This is a genomic window from Planotetraspora sp. GP83 (assembly GCF_041262585.1).
Classification (GTDB): domain Bacteria; phylum Actinomycetota; class Actinomycetes; order Streptosporangiales; family Streptosporangiaceae; genus JAOEGB01.
Genome location: NZ_JBGCBZ010000025.1, coordinates 14,713 through 26,556, shown reverse-complemented (window position 1 = coordinate 26,556; position 11,844 = coordinate 14,713). Strand labels below are relative to the sequence as shown.

Genomic DNA, 11,844 nt, shown 5'->3' with positions numbered 1-11,844 from the left:
GGCTTTCCTCCGCACACCCCCTGTACCACAGAAAGCACATAATTATATGATTTTGATATAAGCATTGACGGAAGGGAGCCATAGCCATGCCCGCCATCATCACCACGGTCTCCCCGGAGGACGCCGAGCAGGTGGTCGCCGCGATCGCCGCCCACTTCCCCCACGACCCCGCCTACGGGCCGCAGCTGATGGAGGAGGACTTCGACGACCGTCAGTGGACGATCGTCTGGGACGAAGGCCCGTACTGCTGGGCGCTGCACGCCAGCCACCGCATCCTCGCACCCGCCGGGGTGTTCCTCGATGCCGTCCGCGAGCACACGCTCGGCATCTACCCCGCCTGACGCAAGGGAAGGAGGACAACATGATCGACATCATCGAGCGCGGGCAGATCCCCGCCCGCCGTGAGCGCGTTATCGCCCCCCTGCGGGACTACCGCAGCCAGTGGGCCGCCCGCGTCAACCCGCGCCAGCTGACCGAGCGGGGCGACCTCGCCGAAAGGCTCGCTCGCCAGCAGGAGGTGATGGATCGATGACCGCCGGCATCCTGGTGACCTGCGAGGACCACCCCACGCAGGCGGGGTGTGACGATGACGCCTGGTACCGGGTCGAGACGGTGGCCGCCGCGCTGGCCCTGCACGAGGCCCACTTCCCCGGCACCACCCAGCGGAAGACCACATGCGTGTCGATCGGCTGCGAGATCGGCGGGTGCCTGACCCACATCTACGTGAAGAACTGCGCCACGGTGGACGAGGCCCGCGCCAGGGTGTCGGAGCACAACGAAGGCTGGTACCGGGCGCGCAGGGCCGGCGGGCGACTTGTCGACGGCTGCCAGTGGCACCTGGGGACCTGCTGCATCCATCACGCCGCCAGGTGGCCGGACAGCCCGACGCTCGACCGGGACGCGGTGCTGCCCGGCCCGGAACCGGCGCCACCCGCTCCGGTCCAGCTCGACCTGCTGACCCAGCCCCGGAAGGAGGCGGCATGAGCACGAAAGCCCCGGCGGTCATCCCCGTCGACCCGGCCGGCCTGACCGGCCGGCACATCATCCGCGTCAGCGACGGCGAGGAGGTCACCCCGGACGACCTGTTCGGATGGGTCCGCGCTGCGAAGCTTTTCGGCGACCACTGGCGGGTCCGGTGGGACGCCGCCGTGGTGGTCGACGCCGGGCAGCCGGCGACCGGTGTGATGCGGATCCCGGCCGGGCAGTGCGCGCCATGCATCTCGCGGGCGCACTGGGAGCAGCTGCCGCGCCGCCTGCCGCGCAGCATCGCGCCCCGCAGCTGACCGGTGCCCGGACGCCCCCGGGTGGCATTTTCCCAGCTCAACACGCACAACCACTGTACTATCGGGACCATCGTTATATATGATAATGATATGAGGTTGGCGCGGCTCCATCACACGGAAGGGACGGCCCCGGCAATGGACGTCATCAAGTGCCTCAGCTGCGGACGGCCCCTTCGAGCCGAGCAGTCCCGCCGCGACCGCCGCGGACGCCGGTGCAAGGCCCGCGTGATGGCGGCCGCCAAGAACGCCCCCTGCGACGACTACAACGCCACCCAGCTCGACAATGCGCGCGAGGCCCTTGAGGAGGGCGCGATCCTCCCGACCAGCCGACCCAACCTCTGGACCGCGGTGAGCAGCGACGGAAGCACGACTTACCTGGTAGCCCTCCAGGCATGCACCTGCCCCGCCGGGCTGCGGCAGCGCCGCTGCTACCACCGCCTGGCTGTCGCCATCCTCACCGCCGCGCGTCCCGCCCGGGCCGCCGCCTGACACCGACACCGAAGGAGCGAGCATCATGATCAGCACCTGCGCAGCCCCCAGCACCGGCCACGTCCACTGGGCCGGTCAGCACGGCCAAACGTTCACCGTCACCGACATCTACTGGGACAGCCGCCAGGCCCGGATCAAGTCCGACCACGGCACGTTCTTCGCCCTGCTGGCTCACCTGATCGTGTGCGGCGAGCCATGCCCGCCAGCCCCGCCGGTCCTGAGCGAGGCGCAGGCTCTGCGGGAGATGCTCGCCGACATGGAGGAGGGCTGCGACCCGCACACCGCCCCGCTGCGCGAGGAGCTTGCCTCCCGCCTGGCCTTCATCACCCGACGAGCCGCCTGAGACGGAGCCCGCAGTGAGCGATCCCATAGACTTCCACGAGGCCGCGCGGCTGGTCGCCCAGTCCGCCCGGGCGAAGGTCCTGGACGCCCTCGACGGCATCGAGCTGGACGAGGCCGAACGTCGGTTCGTGTACGAAGCCGCCTGGGACGGCGGCGCGCCCGCGCTGGTGTCCCTGATCGGCAAGGTGCGGGAGTCCGAGCGTGACGTCCCCGCCGAGCCGGACCAGCCGGCCGGTCCCGCCGTCGAGTTCGCCCCGGTCACGGACGAGTCCAAGCAGCTCGTGCTGGGCGCGATCACGCGGGAGAGCCGCCGAGCCGCCCGGTCCGGCTGGCCGGGCGTGCCGATCGGCTGGCTGCCGCTGCGGGACGCGCCCTCCCTGCACGCCCTGGTCGACGGAGGCCGCGTCGAGCTGATCACCATCACCAAGCGCGGCAAGGCCCACCCGGACCGGCTCATGCGGTACACGTACGCGCGCCTCGCCCGGGACGCCGACAACACCCAGACCTGACCCACCGGGGGGTGGGCATTTTCCCAGCTCACCCCCCTAATCAGATTGATATCAATGGCACGGTTATATATGATTTAGATATAGCAATTCCACTACCAACGAGGAGAGCCCATGCCCGCCACGACCGAGGCCAAGGCCCGCAAGACCGGTACCCGCCGTAGGAACAAGGCGGACGTCCAGCCGCAGGCCGAGCCGCAGTCGACCGCGCCGGCCGAAACGGAGGTGCCCGAGGCCAAGGCCCGCAAGACCGGTACCCGCCGTAGGAACAAGGCGGACGTCGAGCCACAGGCTGAGCCCGCCGGGACGGAGGTGACCGAGACGGCTCCCAAAGCGGAGGCAGCCGAGACGGACATGATCGAGCCCGCCGCCGAGGCGGAGGCCAAGCCGGAGCCGCAGGCGGCCGAGCCCGTCGCCGAGCCGGAGGCCGCCGCCGAGCCCGAGGCGGAGGCGGAGACCGCCGGACCTGAGCCGGGGACCCTGGTGGAGGTGAAGGCCGAGCGGCCCGCCGAGGTGTCGTTCAGGGTCGATCGCGCCGACTTCGCGCAGGCGGTGGCCTGGGTGGCGAAGTCGCTGCCGGTCCGCCCGTCGGTGCCGGTCCTGACCGGCATCCGAATCGACGTTATCCGCGACCGGATGGAGCTGTGCGCCTACGACTACGAGTCGTCAGCGAAGGCCGCACTGCCCGTCGACGGCGACGGGGAGGTGAGCCTGCTCCTGCCCGGCAAGATCCTCTCGGAGATCACCAACGCGCTGCCACACCGAATGGTCGACATCGACGTCAAGGGCACGAAGGTCGTAATGACCTCCGGCGACGCGGTGTTCACCCTCATGAGCATGCCGGTCGAGGACTACCCGACGCTGCCCAAGGCGCCGCAGGCGGTCGGCACCGTCGACGCCGCCGAGTTCGCCAAGGCCGTGGCGCAGGTCGCGGTGGCCGCGAGCAAGGATGACACCCTGGCCATGCTCGGCGGGGTCCACGTGACCGCCGACGGCGGGAAGCTCACGCTGGCCACGACCGACCGCTACCGCCTCACGGTGCGCGAGCTGGCCTGGACGCCACCCACGCCCGACTTCACCGCCGAGATCATGATCCCGGCTCGGACGCTCAGCCCGACCGCGAAGGCGTTCACCGGCGACGGCATGGTGGAGCTGGCCTTCCCCGGCGAGGGCGACGAGGCGGGCCTGGCCGGCCTGGCCGCCGGCGACCGGCACACCACGACCCGCCTGCTCGACCCGCAGTTCATCGACTACCAGAACCTGCTGCCGACCGAGTTCTGCAACGAGGTCGACGTCAGCGTGGCCGCGCTGACCGCCGCGGTGAAGCGGGTCGCGCTGGTCGCCGAGCGGGAGACGCCGATCCGGCTGGCGTTCGACTCCGGGTGGGTGAGGATCGAGGCGGGCACCGGCGACGAGGCGCACGGGGTGGAGAAGCTGCCCGTCGAGTGGTCCGGCGACCGGTTCGAGGTGGCGTTCAACCACCGCTACCTGCTGGACGCCCTGGACGTGGTCGGGTCGCCGAAGGCGCGGCTGCGCCTGACCTCCGCGACGACGGCCGAACTGCTGGTCCCGGTGAACGCCGGAGGTGAGATCGACCCGGCGTACGTCCACCTGCTGATGCCGATCCGGCTCAGCTGAGCCGGTGGGGGGGGGGGCCCCCGGGCCCCCCCCCCCGCGTTTCCCAGGTCGGCGCCACACCACCCCACGCCCGAACGCCTGTTGGATCTAGGTTCGGCACAGGCAGTTCCGGCTTCCCTTCACCATGCGGAGACGCCATGCACACCCATCCTTATATCACAGTCACAGAAATGGGGCGCAAAGATATGACAAAGAGCGTTACGCGGGTCACCGTGTACCGCAACCTCGACCGCCGCGGCGACCGCTACATGCCGGGCGACCGGCTCGCCGCCGTTCACACGGGCACCCTGCCCGGCGACCTGTGGGACATGTTCGCCTCCTCCACGGCCGAGCACCTGCGGTGGGTGTTCGGCCCCGACGGCGCCGTCCCAGCCGACATGACCGACGCCGAGCGTGTGCACCGCCGCACCTATCAGGCGGCCGGCCTGCCGCCGTTCGTCTCCGGCGACGTCCTGCTGCTCAACCGGTGGGCATTCACCTGGGACGCCTACGGGCTGTCGGTGACGCTCCGCCCGGCCGACCTCACCATCACCCGCACCCTGCCCGACCCGGAGGCCACGATGACCCAGCCCATCCCGCACGGCGTGGTGGTGTTGCCCGACACCGAATGGGGCCAGGTGCTGTTCGCCCTGTCGTTGGTGACCTCCTCGTACGCCGCCGCCTGCGAGGCGTGCGGACAATGCACGGCCCCCGTCTACACCTGCCCCTCCCACCGGCGGGACCGCGCCTCCGCCGCCCGCTACGCCGCCATCACCGACCTGATGTCGGCCCAGCTGCACCCGCCCGGCCGCCCGGACCGGACGCCCACCGGCCCCGCGGGCACGCCCACGGCCGACCGGCCCACCCCACCACCCGCCGCCGCCTACCCGGCGGGCACGGGCACGCCACGCCGCGCCCCGGCGGAGCTGATCGGCCTGTGGCAGTACCGGCAGGAGCCGATCGCCTACCACCTGGACGACGGGCGGGTGCTGTGCGCGCCCGGCTGCCTCACCCACACCCGGGCGCAGGTCATCGCGGACGCCGGGTCGGAGCTCGGCGAAGTCCACCCGTGGACGGTCGACCTGTATCACGGCGACAAGGACCTGACGTGCTCGGCGTGCGGCCGTGTCCTGGTGCAAGCCCCCATCTCCACCGAGGAACCCGAGGAAGGAACCGACTGTGATTGAGGTCGAAGACGGCTACACCGTGGCCTACGACATGGCGACCGTGATGCGGCACGCGCAGACGGCCCTGGACGCCGACCCGAACGCCGCGATCGAGCTGGCCACCGACGGCAGCGTGCTGCGCTACTCGGCCGGACCGCCCACGCTGCTGGTCGCCCACGACGTCGCGGCGCCGCAGCCGCAGGAGGTGGCCTGGACCCGCCGGCAGCCCCTGACCTTCGCCTGCAAGCCGAGCGACGTCAACGACATGGAGTTCCTGCGGGCATGCCTGGCAAACGGCTCGCGATGGCTGCACTTCATGTACTGCCCCCGCGTGACCGGCCAGTGGATCCGGACGGCGAACTCGTGGATCGACCAGCGCAAGCCGCCATACGACTCCAAGGACCGATTCATGGTGCTGTCGATGACGCACCCCACGCACTACGCGGTAATCGACCTTGAGACCGGCATGGCCTACCGGGAAGGGCCGGGGAAGGCCGGCAAGCAGGCCGACCGGGCGACGATGCAGGCGCTGTGCGACCGGCTCAACGCGGAGGCGCGCGGCGACTGACCCCGGTTGGACTTTTCACCGCTTCACCCGCACAAACACTGTCATATCATAGCCGCCATTATATATGATTTAGATATAGACATGGTTCGGCACCACCATCATCAGGAGGCAACCACATGGCCAGCCGCGACTCCTCCGCACCGCTCGTCGTCACCCTCCCCAGCGACCGCTGGGAGCTCGTCACCGAAGGGCTGAGCTGGGCGGCCAACCACTACAGCGGACCCGGCTGGTGCTGGTGCCCGGAAAAGCCCGAGGACGAGGCGATATGCGACGACTGCGCGGACCACGAGCTGCGCGGCCACCGCTACTGGGAGCTGCGGGACCAGCTGCGGGACCAGCTGCCCGACCGCGCCCACCTGGTGCGGGTCGCAATGACCCTGGGCGAGTGGACCGAAATCGCCGCCGGCGTCGGCGTCGGCGCGACGTTCCTCGGCGCTGACGCCGGCCACGACTGCGCCCGGAACAAGCGGGACGCCGCAGCGATGGCCCGCCTCGGCACGCGCCTGGCCCGGCGTGCGCGGCGCACGCACACGCGGGCCGCTCACCCGCTGGCCGCGGCCGTGCTCGCCGCCCGCGCGGCCGCCCTCGATGAGGAGGTGCAGGAGCTCGGCCGGGAGCTGGGCGACATGACCCGCTGGGAGCCCGCTCCGGAGGAGGACTGGCGGCTGCTGGATGAGCTGATCGGTCGCAGGGACCGCCTGGCCGCCCGCCGCGCCCGGCGGCCGCGCCGCCCGGCCGGGACCCGCGCCCGTGGCCGCCGCTGACCACCCGAAGGGCCCGCGCCCGCCCGCAGGCCCGCAACCCACCACAGTGAGGAGGACGACATGAACCGCGACCAGCTCGTAGCCACCGGCTGCAGGGAGGCCGACGCCTACCTGAAGGCGGGCCTGGCCGGGCTCCCCGCCGAGCAGGAGGCCGCCAGCAGCCGGGCGGCTTGGAAGCGGGCCGTCGGGGCTGACGACCAGCACGCCGGATTCCACGGCACGGCTGAGCGGCGCCAGCGCGCCGAGCGGCTGTACGACCAGGCCCGCCGGGCGCTGGCCGTCGCCCAGGCCGCCGAGAAGCAGGCCCTCCTGGCGGCTGAGGAGGCCGACCCGCGGGCGGCCGCGCTGGCGACCGCCGAACTGCAGGCCGCCCGCGGGGAGATCCAGGCCCGGCGTGCCTCCCGGGCCACCGAAGGGACTGAAAGGAGCGTTTGAGCCGTGACCGTTGAAACCGCACCCCACCTCACCCGCGACGCCGACCCCGCAGCCCAGGTCCTGCCAGGTAAGCCGGGCGCTTGGCCCGAGCCGTATCCGAACGGGGTGGCCATCTGCCAGCCCGCCCCAGGCCCTCGGCTGGAAGGGGCATGCCGTACGACGGTGCTGTCCTGGTCGCACGACGGCCAGATGCCGAGCCCGCCGACGGTGGCCGAGCCGGAGCGCCACATCCGCTACCGGTCGTTCTGCGGCGCCTGCGGCCACGCGGGGCCGATCCGGTCCGACGAGAACACCGCCGTGGAGGACGGGCAGGACCACGCCTTCTCGGGCTGGCGGGACATGCCGGTGCTGCTGCACCGCCCCTACGACATCGACAGCAGCAGCAAGAAGGCCATCACGAAGTGGGAGGCCGACGCCCGCAAGGCGTACCCGCAGGGGTGGTTTGAGCGTGGCGGCCCGGTGCTGGAGTGGCGCACCCCGCCCGGCACCCGGCACGTGCCGGGCAGGGCGCCCGGCGGCGGGTACGCGATGGCCGTCGTCCGCGCCGAGCCCGCGACGCCCGAGCCCCGGCGGGAGCCGGCGCGAGTCGAGCAGACGTCTCTGTTCGGCTGACCCAGGGGACGGGGGGCGGACCCAGCCCGGCGGGTATTTTCCCTGCTCAACACCACCACACCGATTGATATCAGATGGACCGTTTTCTATGATCAAGATAGGAAATGGCGGGAGGTGATCGCATGACGGACGAGGGGCTGGAGCAGACGCTCCGCGAGGAGCTGCGCAAGATCGACGTCCTGCTGCCCGACTCGCAAATCAAGGACGGGCAGGACGGGCAGGGCAGCCGCTAGCCGGTGACCGCTGGGATGGGCATTCCGCACACCCACACCGTCACCTCGATTGATATCAAAGATACCGCTATCTACGATTTTGATATAGGTGTTCCCCACGAGCCACGGAGGCACGCATGCGGTTCGAATTCGGCCAGTTCAAGCCCGGCGACGCACAGAACTGGAACGGCAAGATCGTCAACCTGGTGACGCGCGACGGCGACAAGACCGGCGACGACGCCACAGAGTACAAGGGCCTGCGGTTCTGCTACGAGAGCGGCAAGCATCACGCCCTGCTCGCCGAGCCTGGCACCGGCGAGCCGGTCGCCGGGGTGTTCCTGGAGCAGGTCGCCGACATCCAGGACGCGGCATGAGCGACGAAGGACGCCAGCTGGTGCCCATGGGGCTCGCCGACCTGCTGTCTCCGCACAGCGCCCCCGGCGGGGTCGCCCTGGCCCGCGTCGAGCTGTACGACGGCGACGACTACGCCGGGTTCGCCGCCTGCCGGGTGGCGGTCGGCGACTGGCGGGTGGAGTTCTTCGACGGCTTCGGCTGCCCCGTCTCGTCGGTGTCCGGCTCCTGGTCGCCGCCCCACCTGGCGGTCGACGAGTACCTGCAGTGCCACCACGCCGACGCGGGCCGCGTCGGCGTGACGTTCATCAACATGGAGGAGGTGCTGTGACGTGAGAATCCCATCGGAGGTGCTGGAGGTCCTGCGGGACCAGCGGGTCGTCATCGCCGGCGACCGCGTCCAGATCCCGTTCGAGCTGGGCAAGCGCCTGTACGAGCGGGTCAACCGGGTCCTCAAGCAGGCCGGAGGCAAGTGGGACAGCCGCACCCGCGCCCACATGTTCGGCCGCGACATCGAGGAGCTGCTGAACCAGGCGATCCTCGCCGGGGAATTCGTCTCGAACATGGACCTGGGGTGGTTCCCCAGCCCGCCCCCGGTGGTGCACCAGCTGCTGGAGCACGCGTCGATCCGGCCCGGCATGACGGTGCTGGAGCCGTCCGCCGGGACCGGCGCTATCGCCGGCCCCGCCATGGGCCGGGGCGCGGTGGTCGACTGCGTGGAGCTCGACGAGCACCGGGCCGCCGTCCTCGCCGAGCGGGTCCCCGCCCGCCGCATCGTGCGGGGCGACTTCTTGAAGTGCCTCAAGCCGAACGACTACGAGCAGGGGTTCAATCGGGTGCTGATGAACCCGCCGTTCCACCACGCGCTGGACCACCTGCGGCACGCCATCGGGTTCCTCGGGGAGGACGCCCTACTGGTCGCCGTCATGCCGCGGTACGTGGAATGGCGCACGGACCGGCCATACGCCGAGTTCCGGTAGATGATCAAGGACAACAACGGCGACCTGACCCCCCTGCCCGGCGACGCGTTCGCGAGCGTCGGCGCCAGCATCAACACGGTGCTGCTGTTCCTACCCTCCGGGGAGGACGGCGGGACGCTCCGCACGCACGCCTGGTACCGCCACAGGCGCGGCCTGCAGATGCAGCTGTTCGCCGCCTGACCTGGAAAAAACTTCGCCCCCAAACCCGTAAGGCGATTGATATCGATTAGATAGTTTCATATGATTATGATATAGAACAGCTATGGAAAGGGGCCCAATCATGGTCGCCACCAGCACACTCGCCCGCACCACCTTCGTGATCACTGCGGAGGGTCGCGAGGTCCGCGTGAGCGTCCCCGACGACGGGCGGGCCAAGCTGGCGGCGATCCTCGCCGACAACGGCATCCAGTTCCGGTTCGCCTGACCCGGCACCCACCTCACCGACTGCACCGCTCACAGGAAGGCAGGGCCCCGCATGGCCACCGTCAAGTACCTGGTCATCGCCCCGGAGGGCGACGTCACGCTCGACATCCCCGAGGGCGACGCCGAGGAGTTCACCCGCATCCTCAACGACGCCGGTATCCCCTGCCGGGTCGCCTGACCGGCCCGGCCGCCCGCCTGCCCCCATCGGGCGCGCGGGCCATCCCACCCCATCCCACCGACCGCACCGCACGCGACGAAAGGGGACCGCCATGTCCGCACCGGCCGCCACCCCGGGCCCCGCCCTGGGCTTCGACCCGCTCGACCACGCCTACGTGTTCATCTTGCGCGCCCCGGACGGGGGCGACGACGTCACCGTCTCCCGCATGGGCGACACCGACACCTACATGCTCACCCGCCGGTGGTCGGCCGACGTCTACACCGTCAACGGCGACTGGATGCGCCTGCGCGACCTCGCGCCGAGCGACCCCGCCCACCGCGCCCTCGTCGCCTGGCAGCGCGACCCCGCCCTGTCCACCGCCTACCAGCTGACCCAGCCCACCGCCTGACCCCAAGGAGACCGTCCGTGATCAGCCGTGACCTGTTCCGCGACCACTGCGCCACCCTGACCGAGCGCCTGCGCGAGGACCCGCACGGCCTGGCCGTCACCGTCGTGAACGACGGCCGCGCCCTGCTGGACCGCTTCCACAGCGACGGCGAGCTGCCCGACCCGCACGCCACGCAGCTCACCGTCGCCCTGCAGGTGCTGTACGTCCGCGACACCGCCTGGGCGTCGATCAGCCGGGACAACGCCGCCCGCCGCGCCGTCCAGTGGACCCGCCTCGGCACTAGCGTCCCTCCGGTGTTCACCGCTCCGGCCGCGTTCCTCGCCGGCTACGCCCACTTCCTGGCGGGCAACCTCGACGGGGCGCTCGACGCCCTGTACGGGGCGCTGACCTGCCAGCCCGACTACCGCGCGGCCCACCAGATGGTGCACATGCTGTGCCTCAAGCCCGACGGCTACGACATGTCCTACGTGCAGCTGCCCGACGTCGAGCCGAACGCCCGCTGGCTCGACCCGCTCGTGGACCGCCTCGGAATGTTCGACCTGATCGAGCTCGCCCGGACGACCGCCTGACCGGAAGGGACCAACCGCCGTGACCATCAGCCTGAGCGTCGTCCGCGGCCACCGCGACGCCCTGACCGCCCGGATCGCAGCCGACCCCGACCGCGCGGCAGCAGGCCTCGTCCGTGACGGGCTGGACCTGCTGTCCCGCTTCCACACCGGCGACGATCTGCCCGGCGACGACGCCGCCCGCCTCGCACTCGCCCTGCACGTGCTCTACGTGCGTGACACCGCGGTGGCCGCCATCAGCGGGGACAACGCCGCCGAGCGGGCTGAGCGCTGGATGGCGTTCACCGCCCGCGTGCCGGAAGTGTTCCTCGCCCCGCCCGCGTTCCTCGCCGGGCACGCCTGCACCCTGTCCGGGGACGTGCTCGGCGTCCGCGCCGCCCTGGACATGCTGCAGGTGTGCCACCCGGACTACCGGGCCGGGCTGCTGCTCAAGTCCGCCGTAGGGCACGGCATGGAACCCCTGGACCTGTCCGACGTGGTGCTGCCCCCGGCCGAACCGGACGCCGGGTGGCTGGGCGAGCTGCGGCAGCGTCTGGACCTGTTCGACCGGGCCGGCTTCGCCCCCTCGGCCGACTGACCTCGGAAAACTCCGCGCCCAACACCACATCACGATTGATATCAGTAAAGTATTAACATATGATTTAGATATAAATCTGGTTAGGGAGAGGGCCACCATGATCGCCACCAGCACCGCCGCTACACCGGACGCGGCCGACCCGCGCGCTGTCTTCGACGACGAGGACCTTGTCGCCATGCGGCGCGCCATCGAAAGCGGCCCCCACCGGATGACGGCCGTCGGGATCGTCTTCGGCCGCGGCCACACGGCGGACCACGGCATCCCCTACATCAAGGTCAACTGGCTCGGCGCGGACGGCGGGCCGGACGCCCACCACCCGGACCTGCTCGTCCGCGTCGCCTACGACTCGTCCGGCGTTCCCCGCGCCATCTGACCCGCAAGGGGTGG

The 11,844-nt window shown here is 70.9% G+C and carries 23 protein-coding genes; all 23 read left to right on the top strand.

What is annotated here, in order from left to right:
* Window positions 1–86 precede the first annotated feature (86 nt).
* On the top strand, window positions 87–341 hold the full coding sequence (locus ABH927_RS28330) for a hypothetical protein (protein WP_370026528.1): 255 nt from the start codon (window positions 87–89) through the stop codon (window positions 339–341).
* A gap of 20 nt (window positions 342–361) precedes the next feature.
* Window positions 362–532 carry a hypothetical protein gene (locus ABH927_RS28325; RefSeq protein WP_370026526.1) on the top strand — a complete coding sequence of 57 codons (171 nt, stop codon included), beginning with the start codon at window positions 362–364 and terminating at the stop codon, window positions 530–532.
* A complete protein-coding gene (locus ABH927_RS28320) occupies window positions 529–984 on the top strand; it encodes a hypothetical protein (protein WP_370026523.1) in 456 nt (151 codons plus the stop codon). The genes ABH927_RS28325 and ABH927_RS28320 overlap by 4 nt, the downstream gene beginning before the upstream one ends.
* Complete coding sequence (locus tag ABH927_RS28315; protein ID WP_370026521.1) at window positions 981–1,283, top strand: hypothetical protein; 303 nt, start codon at window positions 981–983, stop codon at window positions 1,281–1,283. The genes ABH927_RS28320 and ABH927_RS28315 overlap by 4 nt, the downstream gene beginning before the upstream one ends.
* A gap of 90 nt (window positions 1,284–1,373) precedes the next feature.
* On the top strand, window positions 1,374–1,772 hold the full coding sequence (locus tag ABH927_RS28310) for a hypothetical protein (RefSeq protein ID WP_370026520.1): 399 nt from the start codon (window positions 1,374–1,376) through the stop codon (window positions 1,770–1,772).
* 25 nt (window positions 1,773–1,797) lie between these two features.
* Window positions 1,798–2,115, top strand: coding sequence for a hypothetical protein (locus tag ABH927_RS28305; RefSeq protein ID WP_370026518.1), 318 nt, complete (start codon window positions 1,798–1,800; stop codon window positions 2,113–2,115).
* Window positions 2,116–2,128: 13 nt separating this feature from the next.
* The gene (locus ABH927_RS28300) at window positions 2,129–2,623 is read left to right on the top strand and encodes a hypothetical protein (protein ID WP_370026516.1); all 495 of its coding nucleotides are present in this window, start codon (window positions 2,129–2,131) and stop codon (window positions 2,621–2,623) included.
* Between the two features lie 111 nt (window positions 2,624–2,734).
* Complete coding sequence (dnaN, locus tag ABH927_RS28295) at window positions 2,735–4,258, top strand: DNA polymerase III subunit beta (RefSeq protein WP_370026514.1); 1,524 nt, start codon at window positions 2,735–2,737, stop codon at window positions 4,256–4,258.
* A 185-nt stretch (window positions 4,259–4,443) separates the two neighbouring features.
* A complete protein-coding gene (locus tag ABH927_RS28290) occupies window positions 4,444–5,424 on the top strand; it encodes a hypothetical protein (protein ID WP_370026512.1) in 981 nt (326 codons plus the stop codon).
* Window positions 5,417–5,971: a hypothetical protein gene (locus ABH927_RS28285; RefSeq protein ID WP_370026510.1), complete on the top strand. Its 555-nt coding sequence runs from the start codon at window positions 5,417–5,419 to the stop codon at window positions 5,969–5,971. Before ABH927_RS28290 ends, ABH927_RS28285 begins: the two co-directional genes overlap by 8 nt.
* 116 nt (window positions 5,972–6,087) lie before the next feature.
* Window positions 6,088–6,735, top strand: coding sequence for a hypothetical protein (locus ABH927_RS28280; protein ID WP_370026509.1), 648 nt, complete (start codon window positions 6,088–6,090; stop codon window positions 6,733–6,735).
* A gap of 60 nt (window positions 6,736–6,795) precedes the next feature.
* On the top strand, window positions 6,796–7,170 hold the full coding sequence (locus tag ABH927_RS28275) for a hypothetical protein (RefSeq protein ID WP_370026507.1): 375 nt from the start codon (window positions 6,796–6,798) through the stop codon (window positions 7,168–7,170).
* 3 nt (window positions 7,171–7,173) lie between these two features.
* The gene (locus ABH927_RS28270) at window positions 7,174–7,782 is read left to right on the top strand and encodes a DUF6349 family protein (protein WP_370026505.1); all 609 of its coding nucleotides are present in this window, start codon (window positions 7,174–7,176) and stop codon (window positions 7,780–7,782) included.
* A 349-nt stretch (window positions 7,783–8,131) separates the two neighbouring features.
* Window positions 8,132–8,368 carry a hypothetical protein gene (locus tag ABH927_RS28265; protein ID WP_370026503.1) on the top strand — a complete coding sequence of 79 codons (237 nt, stop codon included), beginning with the start codon at window positions 8,132–8,134 and terminating at the stop codon, window positions 8,366–8,368.
* On the top strand, window positions 8,365–8,676 hold the full coding sequence (locus tag ABH927_RS28260; protein WP_370026501.1) for a hypothetical protein: 312 nt from the start codon (window positions 8,365–8,367) through the stop codon (window positions 8,674–8,676). The genes ABH927_RS28265 and ABH927_RS28260 overlap by 4 nt, the downstream gene beginning before the upstream one ends.
* A 1-nt stretch (window position 8,677) precedes the next feature.
* Window positions 8,678–9,325: a hypothetical protein gene (locus ABH927_RS28255; RefSeq protein WP_370026499.1), complete on the top strand. Its 648-nt coding sequence runs from the start codon at window positions 8,678–8,680 to the stop codon at window positions 9,323–9,325.
* Window positions 9,326–9,505, top strand: a complete 180-nt coding sequence (locus tag ABH927_RS28250; protein WP_370026498.1) for a hypothetical protein — start codon at window positions 9,326–9,328, stop codon at window positions 9,503–9,505.
* A gap of 100 nt (window positions 9,506–9,605) precedes the next feature.
* Entirely contained in the window at window positions 9,606–9,749 is a 144-nt protein-coding gene (locus tag ABH927_RS28245; protein ID WP_370026496.1) for a hypothetical protein, read from the top strand.
* Between the two features lie 51 nt (window positions 9,750–9,800).
* Window positions 9,801–9,926, top strand: coding sequence for a hypothetical protein (locus ABH927_RS28240; protein WP_370026494.1), 126 nt, complete (start codon window positions 9,801–9,803; stop codon window positions 9,924–9,926).
* Between the two features lie 91 nt (window positions 9,927–10,017).
* Entirely contained in the window at window positions 10,018–10,314 is a 297-nt protein-coding gene (locus ABH927_RS28235) for a hypothetical protein (RefSeq protein ID WP_370026492.1), read from the top strand.
* A complete protein-coding gene (locus ABH927_RS28230) occupies window positions 10,200–10,883 on the top strand; it encodes a DUF4192 family protein (protein WP_370026662.1) in 684 nt (227 codons plus the stop codon). The genes ABH927_RS28235 and ABH927_RS28230 overlap by 115 nt, the downstream gene beginning before the upstream one ends.
* Window positions 10,884–10,902: 19 nt before the next feature.
* Window positions 10,903–11,457, top strand: coding sequence for a DUF4192 family protein (locus ABH927_RS28225; protein WP_370026490.1), 555 nt, complete (start codon window positions 10,903–10,905; stop codon window positions 11,455–11,457).
* A 97-nt stretch (window positions 11,458–11,554) separates the two neighbouring features.
* A complete protein-coding gene (locus ABH927_RS28220) occupies window positions 11,555–11,830 on the top strand; it encodes a hypothetical protein (protein WP_370026488.1) in 276 nt (91 codons plus the stop codon).
* Window positions 11,831–11,844 lie beyond the last annotated feature (14 nt).

Bases quoted from the DNA above. Each gene is read 5' to 3' on its own strand.
- ABH927_RS28330 (WP_370026528.1), top strand. From the start codon at position 87: ATGCCCGCCATCATCACCACGGTCTCCCCGGAGGACGCCGAGCAGGTG.
- ABH927_RS28325 (WP_370026526.1), top strand. From the start codon at position 362: ATGATCGACATCATCGAGCGCGGGCAGATCCCCGCCCGCCGTGAGCGC.
- ABH927_RS28320 (WP_370026523.1), top strand. From the start codon at position 529: ATGACCGCCGGCATCCTGGTGACCTGCGAGGACCACCCCACGCAGGCG.
- ABH927_RS28315 (WP_370026521.1), top strand. From the start codon at position 981: ATGAGCACGAAAGCCCCGGCGGTCATCCCCGTCGACCCGGCCGGCCTG.
- ABH927_RS28310 (WP_370026520.1), top strand. From the start codon at position 1,374: ATGAGGTTGGCGCGGCTCCATCACACGGAAGGGACGGCCCCGGCAATG.
- ABH927_RS28305 (WP_370026518.1), top strand. From the start codon at position 1,798: ATGATCAGCACCTGCGCAGCCCCCAGCACCGGCCACGTCCACTGGGCC.
- dnaN (WP_370026514.1), top strand. From the start codon at position 2,735: ATGCCCGCCACGACCGAGGCCAAGGCCCGCAAGACCGGTACCCGCCGT.
- ABH927_RS28290 (WP_370026512.1), top strand. From the start codon at position 4,444: ATGACAAAGAGCGTTACGCGGGTCACCGTGTACCGCAACCTCGACCGC.
- ABH927_RS28280 (WP_370026509.1), top strand. From the start codon at position 6,088: ATGGCCAGCCGCGACTCCTCCGCACCGCTCGTCGTCACCCTCCCCAGC.
- ABH927_RS28275 (WP_370026507.1), top strand. From the start codon at position 6,796: ATGAACCGCGACCAGCTCGTAGCCACCGGCTGCAGGGAGGCCGACGCC.
- ABH927_RS28265 (WP_370026503.1), top strand. From the start codon at position 8,132: ATGCGGTTCGAATTCGGCCAGTTCAAGCCCGGCGACGCACAGAACTGG.
- ABH927_RS28260 (WP_370026501.1), top strand. From the start codon at position 8,365: ATGAGCGACGAAGGACGCCAGCTGGTGCCCATGGGGCTCGCCGACCTG.
- ABH927_RS28250 (WP_370026498.1), top strand. From the start codon at position 9,326: ATGATCAAGGACAACAACGGCGACCTGACCCCCCTGCCCGGCGACGCG.
- ABH927_RS28245 (WP_370026496.1), top strand. From the start codon at position 9,606: ATGGTCGCCACCAGCACACTCGCCCGCACCACCTTCGTGATCACTGCG.
- ABH927_RS28240 (WP_370026494.1), top strand. From the start codon at position 9,801: ATGGCCACCGTCAAGTACCTGGTCATCGCCCCGGAGGGCGACGTCACG.
- ABH927_RS28235 (WP_370026492.1), top strand. From the start codon at position 10,018: ATGTCCGCACCGGCCGCCACCCCGGGCCCCGCCCTGGGCTTCGACCCG.
- ABH927_RS28220 (WP_370026488.1), top strand. From the start codon at position 11,555: ATGATCGCCACCAGCACCGCCGCTACACCGGACGCGGCCGACCCGCGC.